The sequence below is a fragment of the Levilactobacillus wangkuiensis genome (assembly GCF_016861605.1).
Classification (GTDB): domain Bacteria; phylum Bacillota; class Bacilli; order Lactobacillales; family Lactobacillaceae; genus Levilactobacillus; species Levilactobacillus wangkuiensis.
On record NZ_BOLM01000005.1, the window covers coordinates 22,286 to 38,232 of the forward strand.

12 protein-coding genes are annotated in these 15,947 nt (G+C 49.7%); all 12 read left to right on the plus strand.

The genetic code is table 11. The annotated features are described in order from the left end of the window. Positions 1-77 precede the first annotated feature (77 nt). The gene (locus tag JUF13_RS04810; protein ID WP_203638076.1) at positions 78-869 is read left to right on the plus strand and encodes a hypothetical protein; all 792 of its coding nucleotides are present in this window, start codon (positions 78-80) and stop codon (positions 867-869) included. After that, a complete protein-coding gene (locus tag JUF13_RS04815) occupies positions 862-1,524 on the plus strand; it encodes a hypothetical protein (RefSeq protein ID WP_203638078.1) in 663 nt (220 codons plus the stop codon). The genes JUF13_RS04810 and JUF13_RS04815 overlap by 8 nt, the downstream gene beginning before the upstream one ends. Positions 1,525-1,535: 11 nt before the next feature. Continuing rightward, the gene (locus JUF13_RS04820) at positions 1,536-2,162 is read left to right on the plus strand and encodes an ATP-binding cassette domain-containing protein (protein ID WP_203638080.1); all 627 of its coding nucleotides are present in this window, start codon (positions 1,536-1,538) and stop codon (positions 2,160-2,162) included. Next, positions 2,159-2,710: a hypothetical protein gene (locus JUF13_RS04825; RefSeq protein ID WP_203638082.1), complete on the plus strand. Its 552-nt coding sequence runs from the start codon at positions 2,159-2,161 to the stop codon at positions 2,708-2,710. Before JUF13_RS04820 ends, JUF13_RS04825 begins: the two co-directional genes overlap by 4 nt. A gap of 243 nt (positions 2,711-2,953) precedes the next feature. Then, a complete protein-coding gene (locus JUF13_RS04830; protein WP_203638084.1) occupies positions 2,954-3,379 on the plus strand; it encodes a MarR family winged helix-turn-helix transcriptional regulator in 426 nt (141 codons plus the stop codon). Between the two features lie 6 nt (positions 3,380-3,385). Further along, positions 3,386-4,543 carry an MFS transporter gene (locus tag JUF13_RS04835; protein WP_203638086.1) on the plus strand — a complete coding sequence of 386 codons (1,158 nt, stop codon included), beginning with the start codon at positions 3,386-3,388 and terminating at the stop codon, positions 4,541-4,543. Positions 4,544-4,647: 104 nt separating this feature from the next. Next, on the plus strand, positions 4,648-5,613 hold the full coding sequence (locus tag JUF13_RS04840; RefSeq protein WP_203638088.1) for an aldo/keto reductase family protein: 966 nt from the start codon (positions 4,648-4,650) through the stop codon (positions 5,611-5,613). Positions 5,614-5,788: 175 nt separating this feature from the next. After that, positions 5,789-9,400 (plus strand): hypothetical protein, encoded by a 3,612-nt coding sequence (locus JUF13_RS04845; protein ID WP_203638090.1) that lies wholly within the window; start codon positions 5,789-5,791, stop codon positions 9,398-9,400. Next, the gene (locus JUF13_RS04850; RefSeq protein WP_203638092.1) at positions 9,390-11,501 is read left to right on the plus strand and encodes a hypothetical protein; all 2,112 of its coding nucleotides are present in this window, start codon (positions 9,390-9,392) and stop codon (positions 11,499-11,501) included. Before JUF13_RS04845 ends, JUF13_RS04850 begins: the two co-directional genes overlap by 11 nt. A 313-nt stretch (positions 11,502-11,814) precedes the next feature. Continuing rightward, positions 11,815-12,744, plus strand: a complete 930-nt coding sequence (gene glyQ, locus JUF13_RS04855) for a glycine--tRNA ligase subunit alpha (RefSeq protein ID WP_125762738.1) — start codon at positions 11,815-11,817, stop codon at positions 12,742-12,744. Continuing rightward, entirely contained in the window at positions 12,744-14,819 is a 2,076-nt protein-coding gene (glyS, locus tag JUF13_RS04860; RefSeq protein WP_203638094.1) for a glycine--tRNA ligase subunit beta, read from the plus strand. The genes glyQ and glyS overlap by 1 nt, the downstream gene beginning before the upstream one ends. 370 nt (positions 14,820-15,189) lie before the next feature. After that, positions 15,190-15,783, plus strand: a complete 594-nt coding sequence (locus JUF13_RS04865; protein WP_203638096.1) for an SdpI family protein — start codon at positions 15,190-15,192, stop codon at positions 15,781-15,783. Positions 15,784-15,947: the final 164 nt, after the last annotated feature.

Consider the following 15,947-nt stretch of genomic DNA (forward strand, 5'->3'; position numbering starts at 1 on the left):
CTTTCGGCATGCTATTCTGGAGATACGATTTTCAGAAAATAATCGGCAAAATTTTGTAGTCGCTGGGGGAGAATAATTTGGGGATTATTTGGCACCGCTTGAACCGACGCTGGCTCATCGTGGCGTTTGGACTGGCAGTTAGTTTGGCGATGGGACAGTTTTTGCAGAAATTGCCCCAAGTAAGTGGACACACGCCGTTCTTCTTGTCTCCCTATACGGAGTGGCTTGGCATTGATAATTTTAGTGCACTTGCGATGGCGTATTATTTGTTACTACCGCTGCTGGCAGTGTTGCCGGTGGGGAGTCTGTTGCAACAGGATCTGCGCAATGGCTTTCATTACCAGTTGCGGATGAAACGGTCGGTAAAAGCAATTTTCCGGGGGTATTTTGGCTGGTCATTTATTTTAGGCGGTTTGGTCGTGAGTGTCCCGCTAGTCATGAACCTGCTGGCCTATTTACTAGTTCTGCCCAATTTACAGCCAGATAATCTCCTACATAGCAATGTCTTGGTTGTTCAAGATAATACGATCAATGTGGGGTTGTACTATGCGCATCCGTTCTGGCACGCGATGTTGTCGATTGGGCTGGTCTTCGTCTGGGGCGCCTTGTTATCATGCCTGGTCACGGGCCTAAGCTTTTTTACGACGAAGCCGTTGGTGGCGTTCGGGAGTATGGCGTTCGGACAGATTGGCCTACTGATGGTAGACGCCTTCAACTGGTTGCCCCACAGTTTGGCACCCGCTAATCTGTTGAAGGAATCGGCCAATGCCAGCGTGACGGGACTAACGATGGTGGTCCTGACATTAGGTTTAGGTGTTGTCACTCTGGGGGTAATGACAGTTGGCTGGCGGCGGTACCTTTATGCGTAGAGTCTGGCGCCAGCAATATCACCAATTACGGTTGCGTTGGCGTAGCGGGTGTCTGTTCATGTTGAGCATGAGCCTCTTTGTAGCGGCCCTGCTACGGGAAACGTTTCAACCAGGGGTAACCGTGCCCACTGTTTATGCGTATCTGTTTAACAGCCAGCTTTTCAGTACAATCTACTTGCCCCTGTGTTTGATGGCAAGCCTCAGTTTATTTGACTACCGGTTACTGGATTATGGTCGATTTGGTCGCAAACGGGTTTGGTTTTGGCAATTGTCGATCCAGAATTTTATTATGCAGGGGATGTTATGGGGACTGTGGTCGGGCAGTCTGTTATGGCAAAGTTATTTTTTAGGCCATTGGGTAGCCGTAAAAGTCATGCTGTGGGGATGCCTACAATTGAGTATGCATCAAGGATTCTTTGTCACTCTCAGTCTGATTTTGTACTGGTCACTGCGCAAAAAGATTGTGGCCATACTGGGCATTTGGTTGTTGGAAGTGGTCAGCTTAGATTTACTACAGCAACCAACCTCACCATTTTTCAAGTACACGCACTTGGCCCCGTTGGGCAGTCATTGGGTAGCTGCTTTGGTCGTATGTTTGGGCTGGGGAGCGGCGATTATAGGGTTACGTTGGCTGATTGATTGGCGCGATAGTTAGGAGGGAAGACCATGGCACTCATTCAAATGAAAAACGTGAGCAAACAATTCTACCATCAACCAGTCCTACGAGACGTTTCATTGGAAATTGAAGCGGGCGCAATCACGGTGCTGACGGGCATTAATGGTTCCGGCAAGACACTCATCTTAAAAGCCATGCTAGGCTTGATGAAAACGCAAGGGACAATCAGGGTCAAACAAACACCCATCAAGGTCGGTCAAGCCTATCCAATCACGGCAGGAATTATGATTGAGGCCCCCAGTGTACTCCCGGAGTTTTCGGCGTTAACTAATCTGCAACTGATTGCGGATCTGATGCCGGGCGTGACAGACGATGCGCTGTTAGACCTATTAACGGAATTTGATTTGCCGACTTCACGTTCTGCTAAGGTACGTCACTTTTCGCTAGGGATGAAGCAGAAATTGGGAATTGCCCAGGCTGTCTTAGGGAAAAGTGAACTGATTGTTTTAGATGAACCCACGAATGCGTTGGATGCGGCCAGCATCAAGAAGTTAGTTGCCTACATAAAACAATTACAAGCTGGTGGGAGCACGTTGGTGATTGCCTCGCATGACCAGGCATTCGTGACCGCTGTAGCGGATCAACAGTTACGCGTTGAAGCGGGGACTGTTAGATGACGAGAAAACGACAGTACTTTATCGGGGGACTGCTGGTAGTTATCGGCTTCGTTTTAGGGGGCGCTTGGCAGTTCCAACGAGTAAATCGCGGTGTGACGACCAAGCCAGTTGTCGAGCAAATTGTGCAGCCACATCAATGGAGCGGAAGCCGGAAAGCTCAGTTCAAAATGCTGGCGGCCACTCAGCGAGCAGTCACCGACGGCAAGGAAGTCACGCTGCATTTATTCATGCAATCGATAAAGCCAGCTAACTACGGTTTTCACGCCAATAATTTAAATATGATTGAAAATATGTGGCTAAACATCCCGTATAGCATCAGTAATCAATCGCGCGGTATGCAACATCCCAATGGACGGTATTACACAGAAAGGGAATGGCAACAGCCGACGATAAAATATGTGACTTTGCGCTTCCTGGTGATTCCTAACAGCTATCAGCAACGCCAACAAGCTGCGCGATTTAGCTTCCTGGTCCCAGAACGTTCAGACCAATTTGTGAAGTACTCTGTGCTATTGAACCTGGATCATGATGGATCGGTCTTAGCTTAGTGAATGGAAGTTTTGACTGCTATTGGATAGAAAGAAGATGGTGTCCTCAAAAATCGAGGATGCCATCTTCTTTTTTGAAGAAAAAATTGGAATGATCCCACAAACAGAGAGCACCCGTTTTACTAGATCCACAATGGATTGAACATATTTCCAGCCACTTTCACGGTTAAAAAAGTAAGCGAAAACAAACACTCACTTTCAAAACAATACAGCTAGCTGTATAATAATCAGTGAGGTGATGACATGAACAGTGACCAATTGGTTTCTTGGAAATTAGTTTTGCTAGGGCGACAGATTCGCCACCAACGAAATCTCTTTGTCCGGAACCTATCGTTAACGAGTGCACAAGCGGATGCTCTCCGTTTTTTCACGGATCATCCCGCGGGAACGATTACGGACTTTAAAGAACAACAGCAGGTGACCCACCAGACGGCTCGACTCATGGTCAAACGCCTGGTCGACCGACAGTTGTTAGTCTTACAACCGAATCCCGCTGATGGCCGAGCCAAGTTGGTCGCGTTAACGCCAGCCGGGCAGGCCAAGCTTCAACAGTTAAACGCGCACATCAAGACGACCAGCCAGGCGTTATTCACCGGGTTCACGCCCGCCGAACAGCAGCAGTTATTGGCGATGCTCGGCCGGATCGGTCAAAATTTGGAAAGGAACTGAGGTCGTGTGAAAACACGCTTATACACGAAAGATGTTAAATTAGTTTTAGCCGCTAGCTTCTTCTTTTTGATGAGTCCCATGCTGGTCAATCCCATTATCGCGGGCTTTTCAAGTAATGTAGGGGCTAACAGTGTTCTAGCCGGAATCGTTGCCGGGATGATGAACCTGACATCACTGATTCTTCGGCCATTGGCAGGGAATCTGACCGACCGTTTTTCTAAGTATCGCTTAAGTTCGATCGGTGCCGGCTTTATTCTGGTCGCCTGTATTGGCTACGGGGTCTCCACGGCGGTGCCCCTGATCATGCTGTGGCGGGTCGTCAACGGGATTGGTTACACGCTATGTTCCGTTTGCATGGCGACCTGGATGGCAAGCCTGTTACCGGTCGACCGCATCGGCGCGGGGATGGGCATCTACGGGATTGCGAATGCCTTGGGCATGGCGATTGGACCCGCGGTTAGTGTGTTCCTGTACCATCACTTTGGGTACCGCAGTGTTTTCTGGGTAGCGACAGGCTTCATTGTTCTGTTGCTCCTGACGATTCAGTTTGTTGGGGATAAAAGTGTGCCCCATCCCGATTACCGCAAAAGTAAGGGCCAGCATGAAAAATTGCGGCTGGTTCAACCCAAAGTTGTGCCGGTGGCGGCCATTCTCCTGCTGTTCTCGTTACCATACTTTGCTACGCAGACGTACATCGTGAGTTACGTCTTTCACCGGGGTTTTGCCATTCCGGCGGGGGCCTTTTTCCCCGTCTACGCGTTAGTCCTGTTGGCGATGCGGCTAATTCTTCGGGATGCCTTTGACCGGGTGCCGTTTAAAAAATTCTTCTGGATCTGCCTGGGATGCAATCTGATTGGCATCGTGGGGCTGACCGATATGGACAACTGGGCCATGCTGATTGTGGGCGCGGTCGGCTTGGCTGCCGGCTATGGGCTGATGTTTTCCATTTGCCAGGCCAAGTCACTGACGCTGGTCCCCAAGTCCGACCGGGGCCTGGCCAACAGCACATTCTACATCGGCATCGACTTGGGAATGACGCTGGGACCGATGCTGGCGGGGGTCATCACGACCTTCCTGCCATGGATCTGGCTCTATCCAGTCATGGCCATCACGTTGCCCGCGATTGTCGGGGTCTATTGGGAAAATCGGCGTGGCCTGGCTTAATGGCTAACAAATCAATGGGCCAGTTGCCGTAGTCGTGGTACACTAACTTCATATTGAATTTTAATCAAATTCTTATTATTTTGACATAAAGGGAGTTCTTACATATGAAGTATCGGCAATTAGGCAAATCAGGGTTACGCGTCAGTGAATTGGCATTAGGAAGCTGGCTCACGGATGTCAGTGATGCCGCCAAACAGGACCTGGCCGCTCAGAGCATCAAATTAGCCTATGAAAATGGCATCAACTATTTCGACTGTGCGGACGTGTATAGTCGCGGGGCCGCCGAACGTTTCTTGGGCAAGGCCCTCCAACAGTTTCCCCGCAAGGAATTGGTGGTTTCCAGTAAGGTTTTCTTCCCGTCAGACCGGGGCGTTAATGACCGTGGTCTCTCACGGAAACACATCACCGAATCCATCGACCAGTCACTGACCAATCTCCAGACGGATTACTTGGACTTGTATTTCTGCCACCGCTTCGATCCACAGACGCCGTTAGCGGAAACCCTGACGACCTTGAGTGGTTTGGTCGATCAAGGAAAAATCCTCTATTATGGGGTCAGCGAATGGACGCCGGTACAAATTTTAAAGGCGGAGCTGATTATTCAGGAACGGGGGCTACACCCAATCACCGTGGTGCAACCCGAGTACAACATGTTTGACCGCTACATTGAACATGAACTGTTGGACTTGTGTGGCGAACTCGGACTGGGCGTCGTGCCATTCTCACCCTTGGCGCAGGGCCTATTGACTGGGAAGTACCGGCAAGGCCAGCCCGCACCGGCCGGGTCCCGGGGCACGTTCCAACCAGACCTGCAGGCGCAACTGGTGCCAGAAAATTTGGCAAAAGTGACAGAACTCGCTAAGATGGCCGCAGAATTGGACACGGATCTGGCAACCTTTGCCTTGGCCTGGGACAAGCGGGATGCTCGTATCTCCAGCCTGATCATCGGGGCCAGCAAGCCCGCACAGCTACAGAATAACTTAAAGGCCGTTGACCTGGAGATTCCAACCGAGTATGAAGCTCGGATCGATAAACTATTTGGGTTTAAGAAGTTTTTCCGTGAAATTTAATCGTTTTTGAAGTGCATTCGGCCGCTCGGCTTGAGCCGGTGGATGTGCTTTTTTAATTGCTAAAGTGTATGTCTGTAAAGTCTTCGAAAAGCTTTTGTATCAAGGCTGTAAAGCACATTGACAGGCATTTTACACACTGCTAACTTAGAAAATACATAAGTGAAGGAGTGAGTAAATGACCGGATTGGATTTTGCAGCAATCTTTGGTAAAGCCCAGCGGCTGACCACGGCGGCCGACCCTGGTTGTTTGGTGACCGTGCCAGCACCAACTGGTAGTGGGAAGACGTACGGAATTATTCATTATATTAGTCAAACGGTTGTCAACACAACTGACAGGCGTTTCTTTTTCGTCACTGTTAAAAAGAATAATTTGCATATCGCAGGTTTTCGGGCAGCCGTTGCGCATGAATTTGAGCAGGAAAATGGTCCGTTTAAGACTCCAGCAGCTCGTGAAGCCTATCTCAACCGGACAATCGCTGTATTACACGCCTTAGGGGAAATAACGGGTGAGGTCATTACCAGTCGATTACCAGCAGAACTATCAGCAAGTGAAAAAGTTAAACAAGCCTTGGGTAACTTGCAAACCTATCATGAACGCTATAATCAGCAGCCAGAGAAACAGTCCCTGGCCGGCCGTAATGATTTTCAAAATTTAAAATTGGCGTATACAACCTTTAAACGAGAAGTCTTCAAAATATTGCGACAAACGTTAATGCTCAGCGACCCACTGACGAAGGCGGATAAGGTGACGCTTGAAGAATATGTCAATGCGGATGAGACGGACTTAGCACACTATTTGAATCAGTATTTTCCTGAAATCAACCTTAAAAAATACCGGTTGGTGCTGCTCACATGGGCAAAGTTTGTGCGGACCTTTCCGTCGTTTTATAGTCAGAGGTCCATCCCGGTCACTGCCACTAGCTGTCTCGGCAACGCCACGGTTATTTTAGATGAAATTGATGAGATGAAATCCCAACTGGTCGACAAAATTATTGATGACGCAACGAAGGTCCCACTGGATTTTCTGTCATTGTTTCGGGAAATCCGAAGCGGCGTCAACAATCTACAAAAGAAACGACCGGAAGACGTGATGTCTGTGCTGCGGCAGCGGGGAAAATTTGGCCAACTAAAGAAACGAGTCAATCACCTAGCCGCACAGTATGAACTAACGGAAGACTATAAAACAATTGATGCGATGACGACGACTAATTTTATCTTTAATCTGGACAGCCTCACGATTAGTAGTAGTCACGGGTGGTGGAGTCACCGTGACCTTCCAGGCAGGCGGGTTGTTCTATCGGGACAACGTGTTGCGGCGAATGATTTAAAATTTTATCAAATGATTCAAAGGATGAGTCAGTTTTTCAGTAGCTTTATTCACCTGTTGGTCGAATGGGCTGGAAAGTATTGTCAGCAAGTTAACGCGCAACGATTGGTGATTGAAAATCAGTTGGAACTAGAAGATGCAATTGCCACAATTTGTGATTGCCTGTGGTTATCCGTTGACTCCAAGAAATTAGTCCTTGGCATGTATCATCAGGCACCTTTGAAATACCGTAAAACGGTGAAGCCCACAACCGATGGTCAGTGTGGCCACTATCTGCAACGAAACGGCCTGCAACTGATTGCCTTAACGGATAGTGATGCCCATTTGAATCGAACAAAAATTAGTGCAGCGTTAGTCCAAGAAACCCCAGAAAAGTTTCTCATTCAGCTGGCACAACGTGGGATAGTGGTTGGCATGTCCGCGACGGTTAAGGTTGATACGGTGATTAACAACTTCGATTTCAACTTTATTCGTGAGCAGTTAGGCGACCGACTCATAGATGGGTTGGCGGATTTACCTGTAAGTGTTCAGAAGCAATTTGACACCAGTCAGCGTTGTCGGGCAAATGGGGCTAAAGTGATTGTCAAGGAAACGGCTAAGGTACAGGTCTCTACTGAGAGTGGCGGATGCATGCGCCAATTAATTCATGAACTGTGCCCTGAGGTTGCCTTGGTTCCCGAGCAGCTGGGGCAGCTAAGAACACTCGAGATGCTGGTCAAACAGAAGATGCAAGGGATTCGCACCACTTATCCGAACAGTGATGAACGACAGCTGGTCTCGTTTGTTCAGCAACGCTATTTGGATTTGTTCATGAGTTTTATCTGTTTTTTGGGATTTTCAGATAAGACGACCTTCTTGGGATTACAAAGCGTGTTGCCCAAGATAAAAGGGGAAGAAAATGAAATTCAGATGTCACTGGATTTTGTGATGCAAGTCTTTAAGCTACTGGCACAACTACTGTGTGCCGATGAACCACAGCAGCCACAATTACGACCAATTGCCAAAAAGTTCGCGACAGATAAGCAAACAGTTAGCGAACAAATTACGGCCGCACTTGAACTACCAGCTCAAAAGGAGACAAGGGTGTACTTACTGAGCTCGTACGCCACTCTGGGAGTTGGCCAAAATCTCCAACACGATATTGGCAGGCTTGAAACAGGTAAGACAATTGATGTGGCACCAGTTAATGTTGATCCGAATGATCCACGACGGCAGATGGTGGATTTAGCCGGAATCTATTTGGGACGGGTCACAAATATTTTCACCCAGGTTCCACAGGTGGCAACTGAAAAGAGCAAGCTACAGTGGATTCGTGCCTATTATGAATTGCTGAGCTTGGCTGATAATAATGAGGTCTCACTCCTAGATATCAGGAAGTACGCCAAGAAACAAAGCCTAGGGAATCCACCCAAACAATTTCGGAACACGATTAGCTACGTTGGCGCCCATACGCAAGTTATTTTGCAAGCACTCGGTCGGATGGACCGGTCATTTAATAAGCTACCAGAAACACTCGTGATTTTGGGAGCGGATGTCCGGAATTACTTTAACGTGTCCATGCTGGCTGACTATCAGTTGGGACCCGAAGCCCAGGCCATTCGCAACCTGCAACGAGAAGCGGCAGATTCGGTTCAGACGAACGAGAAAATTCAGTTTGAACGCTGGTCTAACCGAACTCTAGAAACGCAGCGGGCGGTTAATGAAATGGTGGGCCAACTTCAGAAGGATACCAAGACTGCTAACCGGTATCAAGACTTTAGGGAGCACTTATTATGCCATCCCACACCCACTTTTGATCAGTACCATCAATGGGAGAAGAAACCAGAGGGTGCCTATTTAGACAGCGAGGTAAGTCAATATCAGGTTGCCCGATCCGGTGAGAACTTTACGTTTGGAACGGATAGTCGTGGGACGGAAGAAGTTTCTGCTGAGACGGCGGGACTGCCTACCCTGCTGAAATATCCGGGGATGCAGGCATATTTCGATTCTCAGGGGTGGGCAACCACCTGGGAGAAGACTGGGTTTATTGTCAATCCGGTTCAGTTTGATAATTACTTGGGGATACTTGGTGAGGTTGCCGGCAAATTTATTCTTGAAGACCGCTGGGCGGTTAAGCTCAGAACACTCCCTGCAGGCAATCATGAGCTCTTTGATTTTCAAACGGCGGACCACGTCTATCTTGATTTTAAGAATTGGCGGCATCCCCACGACCAATCGGCCATAGCGGAACGCAAGCATGTGCAAGACAAACTGGATCGTTTGACTGATGTGCAAGAGCGACACAGTAAGCGGGTCCTCATCGTGAATTTGATTGAAACGGCGGGGACACAAAAGTTTGTGCCGAAAATAACGCGTAATGGACAAATCATGGAGGTACCACAGTTGTTAGATGCACAGGGAAAATTTGCTTTGACGCCTGAACAGGAAAAAATGATGGGGGATTTTTTAAATGGTAGATAACGTACCGGTAGCTTTGACAAATTTAGTGGACTATGAATTCGATGAGGTCGGCTTTAATCAGCGATTGCGGTTAATTTTAGTTGAGACGGACCATCCCGGCAAACTACCAAGTTGGTTCGATGCTTGTCCAGTTTTAGCGATTCATAAGTTGGCGAAGCAGTATGATGCTCGGGTGGGTAAGGCAATTGGTCCCAGTCGTTATTTAGCATTGATGGTCCAAAGCCAGCCAGTTCCGCAAGAGATGACTGACGTTCACCCTAAAATTGTGACGTTGCAGCAGGCTATCCAGCAGAAAATTACCCCGGACACAATCGTTATGCTCATGCTCAAAGCCGTCAAACAGTGTCAGTTTGATGAACAACTCGTACTCAGAAATCAGCGAGCCACTGACCGTTTGTTATTAGTGCATAGACAAACAGAAAAAACATTGGTTGCAGTCGAGGTCGACTTAAAAGATCATATTTTACAATTGCGCACGCGGACCTTTAAACCAGTGGTAGCACCACAAAAAATGGGCTTTTTAGCTAGTGACGGGTGCTTGAGGTGGGCAGGCACGGCGCCCGGCAAGTTGTGGGACCAACATCATGTTCATGGCCGGAAAAATACAATTGATTTCTTTACGCTGCGGGCACTGGCTGATTTCACACAAACCAAAGTGGGTCTTCAGAATGCCCTCCTGAAAGATCTCAAGCAGGCGTACGGGGATTGTTTTCGTCAATTGCCGCATTTTCACGCCAGTGAGGTGATGGCTTATTCACCCAAAACCAAGGTGCCGGCAATCAAGCAGGTGATGACGTTACTACAAAATCAGAGCCTGCATTTGATTGGCGATGCTAGCGAACCCCACATTCACGCGTTGCTCGTGCATTTGGCAGATAGAGTCCGGACCAGCCCTCAACTTGTACGGGCAGGTGTAACAGTCTCAGTTGGTGAGCAGGCCGTGGCGGGATTGAATCTGCAAGTCGTGATGGACGAGCAGGACCCACGTTATCAAGTTGGCCGTAATGATCAAGTTATTCAACATTTAACCTTTGAGAAGTTTGGGAACTTTGATGCGGTCAAACAGCAGTACCAGTGGCAGGGTGACCAGCAAGCCGACCTGATGGCGAACAAGCAATTCTTGATGACGGTGGTCCAGCTACTAGTTAAACGGGATATTTCGACTGGTGAGCTACGGTTGCCTACAGCTGTGAAGGCTGACACCGCTGGGCACTTTAAGTATTTATTTTTCGATAGATTGAGCAAACGGGCGGAACCGCTAAACCTTGTCGTTACACGCTTAGCCATTACACCTGATCAACGCGTGATTTTTGAAGAGACGCACATTCAAGGCGAAATCAACGATTCTACCGCAACTGAGCTCCAGCGAACAGTTAAAAGAATTTTGGCTGTGACCGGGGAAAATCCCTATCTGTTACAGGGGGCAATTCAAAGCCAATCTGGCCTCTTTGCCATCTATGGGACAAATTTGATTACGGTTCCAGATGCGGACAAGATTACTGCTCAGTTGCGCTCGGGTAGCGAAGAAAACTTGGTTAGTCGGCAGGATCTGTTGACAATCGCTCAGGGGTTAGTTATTGACCAGGAGCATGTGTTGCAGCAGCAACAGCTGATTGCCGAACTCACACAGCTAACGAAGACCGAGTTGACGATTCGAGAGCTGCGAATGACCCTTAAGTTAAGTTGGAGAACGAACGCCATGAAAGCGTTCAACGCCGCGTTTCATCAGGCTCAGGGTCAATGGCTAAAATTACCTATTCGGCAAAAGGTGTACGAGGCATACTGGACAGGAACTTGCGGGATGGGCTTGCTTGAATTGAGTGGCAGTACCTATTACTTTATCGGGCGCAGTAGCGCGCTAGAGACTCAGCAGAAGCGGGCGATTCCTTTGAAGAAAATTGTGGCCATTGGCAGTTTGCAACCGAAGGCAGACGTGTACAAAATTTTTCATGAGCTAGAATCACTCATGCAGGTCGGCTTTGTCCGGTTGAATCAATACACCGTCATTCCGTTTCCCTTTAAATATTTACGAGAATACACTGATCTTCGGCGGCATCAGACAAACCAAATGAAGGGGGCCACCGCTGCCAACACGGATTAACACCGTTTCCCCTAAATCCATTGACAACCCCACCCCAGACGACTATCATAAAACTCAGTTAAATAAGTCGATTATGATGAATGAAAAACGCAGTGGTTGTTCTCAGCGAGTCCGGGGTAGTGTTAGCCGGATAACGGGTGCTGTGGGTTGGCACATTCGGAGTCGTTTCCAAGTAAGCTGCTAGTCAGTCTGTGACTAGAAGTAGGGTGGAACCGCGAAAATTTTTTCGTCCCTACGTGAATTTGCCTCGGTGAATTCTCGTGGGGATTTTTTTGCGCTTATTTGTTTGAAATTTAAGGAGGAAACAGCACCCATGACAGAAAAACTGTCCATGCAAGCAATCATTTTAAAGTTACAACAGTACTGGTCCGCACAGGGCTGCATGCTGATGCAAGCTTACGATACTGAAAAAGGGGCCGGGACCATGAGTCCTTACACCTTCTTACGGGCGATCGGACCAGAACCTTGGAACGCCGCTTACGTTGAACCTTCTCGCCGACCAGCCGATGGTCGTTACGGGGAAAACCCTAACCGGTTATACCAACATCACCAGTTCCAAGTGATCATGAAGCCTTCACCCGATAATATTCAGGAACTTTACCTGAACAGTTTGAAGGAACTCGGCATCAACCCGCTCGAACATGATATCCGGTTCGTTGAAGATAACTGGGAAAACCCATCCATGGGTTGTGCCGGTGTTGGTTGGGAAGTTTGGCTGGACGGGATGGAAATCACCCAGTTCACCTACTTCCAAGTTGTGGGGGGGATGGAAGTTGATCCCGTCACTTCCGAAGTGACCTATGGGTTGGAACGGTTAGCTTCTTACGTCCAAGACGTCAACTCCGTCTTCGACCTGGAATGGGCCGATGGCGTGAAGTATGGGGACATCTTCAAGGAACCCGAATACGAACACTCCAAGTACAGTTTTGAAGAAAGCAACCAAGACATGTTGCTCCGTCACTTCGACGAATACGAAGACGAAGCCAAGAAGCAAATCGCCAATGGCCTGGTTCACCCAGCCTACGATTACATCCTGAAGTGTAGCCATACCTTTAACCTGCTCGATGCCCGGGGCGCCGTTTCCGTTACCGAACGGGCCGGCTACCTGTCTCGCATCCGGAATATGGCCCGGGCCGTGGCACGCGCCTTCGTTGCTGAACGGAAGAAGCGTGGGTTCCCATTGGTCAAGGATGAAGCCTTACGTGCAAAACTATTAGCAGACGATGAGGAGGCCAAAAAATAATGGCACACACATTTTTACTTGAAATTGGACTAGAAGAAATGCCAGCCCACGTGGTGACGCCAGCTATCAAACAACTGGTCAAGCGCACGGCTGACTATTTAAAGGAACAACGGGTGGACTACACGGACATCAAGCCATTCTCCACGCCCCGACGTTTAGCCATTGAAATCAGTGGCTTAGCCGACAAGCAAGAAGACATTAGCGAATCCGTCAAGGGTCCCGCTAAGAAGATCGCCCAGGATGCCGATGGTAACTGGACGAAGGCCGCTATCGGGTTTACCCGTGGCCAAGGGCTGACCCCAGACGACATCACCTTTAAGGAAATCAAGGGGACCGAATACGTCTACGTCGACAAGTTTATTGCCGGTGAACCCGTTGCCGCCGTCCTGGCTGGCTTGAAGGACGTCATCACGGCCATGACCTTCCCAACCATGATGAAGTGGAGCACCCATCACTTTGAATACGTCCGGCCAATTCGTTGGATTGTGGCGCTGTTGGATGCCGACGTGATTCCGTTCAGCATCCTGGACGTTACGACTGGCCGCAACACCCGTGGTCACCGTTTCTTAGGGACCGACGTGGACGTTGCCACGGCTGCCGACTACGAAGCCGACTTAACTGCGCAATTCGTCATTGCCGATGCCGACAAGCGCAAGGCCTTGATCAAGCAACAGATTGAGAAGATTGCGGCCGACCACAGCTGGACGGTCAACATTGACGCCGGCCTGTTGGAAGAAGTCAACAACCTGGTCGAATGGCCAACTGCCTTTGAAGGTAGCTTCGATGAGAAATATCTGACCATCCCCGAAGAAGTCCTGATCACCTCCATGCGTGACCACCAACGCTTCTTCTACGCGCGCGATGCTAGCGGCAAGCTCTTGCCTAACTTCATCTCCGTTCGTAACGGAAACGACCATGACCTCCAAAACGTGGTTGCCGGGAACGAAAAGGTTCTGACGGCCCGTTTGGAAGACGCCATGTTCTTCTACACGGAAGACCAAAAGAAGACCATTGCCGATTACGTGGAACGGCTCAAGTCCGTTAGCTTCCACGATAAGATCAGTACGATGGCCGAAAAGATGGCTCGCGTGACGGCTATCGTGAGCGTCTTGGCTAAGCATTTCGACTTAAACGATGCCCAAACCAAGGCCGCCTTACGTGCCAGCGAAATCTACAAGTTTGACCTGGTGACCGGGATGGTCGGTGAATTTGCCGAGCTCCAAGGGGTCATGGGTGAGAAGTACGCCTTGCTGCAAGGTGAAGACCCAGCCGTTGCCCAAGCCGTTCGCGAACACTACGAACCTATCTCAGCCGATGGCGCCTTACCAGAATCCGTGCCGGGTGCGGTCTTGGCCTTGGCCGACAAGTTCGATAGCATCTTGACCTTCTTCGCTGCTGGCATGATTCCTAGCGGTTCCAATGACCCTTACGCTTTGCGGCGTCAGGCAACCGGGATCGTCCGGATTGCGCGTGACCAGAAGTGGTCCTTGCCAGTCGCTGAATTAGCCAGTGACTTTATCACCGCCGAAGACACGGCTAACGTGGCGCCTAAGCTGGACCAAGCTAGTCAAATCGACGCCATGGTGACCTTCATCAAGGACCGGATCCGCAAGATCTTGCGTTCTGCTAAGCAGCGTCATGACATCATCGATGCCGTGACTGCCGGCTCCAGCAGTGACGTCTTGCAGATCTTCACGGCCGCTGACATTTTGGCCAGCCATGCCGCTGATGACAACTTCAAGGCCGTCATCGAATCCCTGACGCGGGTGATTCGTTTGGCCCAAAAGGCCCCAGCCGAATTGGCTGACGCCACGGTCGACGCCAAGCTGTTTGAAAATGACAGCGAAGGTGCGCTGGACAAGGGTGTTGCCGAAGTTGCTGCCGCCGCTGGCAAGGGCTTAGATGCTCTGTACGCTAGCCTGGCCGACATCCAACCAACCATTGCCGCTTACTTTGAAGCCACGATGGTCATGGACAAGAACGATGCCGTTCGGAACAATCGGTTGACTGAACTGAGCCACTTGGCAACCTTAGCGTTGACCTTGGGTGACTTGGACCAATTGGTCGTTAAATAAATTACAGCGTTTGCGAAACGTTCGTCATCCCCAAGAATGGGATATGGCGGACGTTTTTTGTTTACCCTTAACTGGGCTTGCCACCGTTTGTTCGGTTCCAGTCGTTACTGGTGAATTTGGCCGGCCATGTCGACGCAGTGGCCCTACACTGTAAGCAATTTAATGACTGGGAGGTGAGGCCGGTGTTTCTACCAGGATTTAACCGTCGCTACCGGAGGGCTGGCCGCTGGTTATTGGGGATAGACGTGGATTTGCTATTTCCAGGAGTCATGAGCGACACGTAGGAAGTCAGTTTACTTGCATCAAGGCGTTGTCAGTTCTAAACTAGTGCTCCTGCAATTTTCAGCGAGCACGGAAATGGGATGGGAACATGCTATTACCAAGATTTACGCACGGGGAGTTGACCCAGTTTGTGTGGGCCAACTTAGGGGCTTTAGCCATCTTGTGGGTGTTACAATTGGCCAAGATCCACTGGGTAGCGCTCTCGTTGCGGACGTTGTTTATCATTAGTATCATTGCCGTGTTAATGGACTACGGCCCCCTGGTCGTGAAGCAGACCAGCAATGCCAGAACCGTCGATCACATTCGCTTGGACCTGAACGTGGCCTTCAGCGCGTACGGCCTGCTGTATCTCCTAACGCCCCGGGCATTTAGTCCCCAGAATCCGGCCGAGAGTCTGGCACTGCTGGGCTTTTTATTTTCCGTCGGCGCGCTGGCTTTGGCCTATGTGCCACGGAACCATTACGTGGGGATTCGGTTTCCCCAAACGTATGCCTCACCGGTCGTCTGGCGCAAGACCAATTTGTTGGGCGCGCGTCTGGGCTTCGTGTGTGGGGTGATCTTTTTCCTAGCTGCTGGCCTATTCGGTGCGGACGTTGGCACCGCGGCTTTACTTCTGGGCGTGATTGGTCTGGTTATCGGCACCTGGACCTATGCCAACTGGTTGACCCAGCGTGGTAAATAGGGGATTCAATCACCGGCGGACTTTTCACAAGCGGCCAGGATTTTCCGGTCAAACGTGAGTCACAAGTGTTGACACCAGCTGTAATAGGAGTAGTATGTATAGTGTATTTTTACGCACGTAGGACCAATTAAAGAGTCGCACTTGTCGGATTGCCGGGGTGCGAC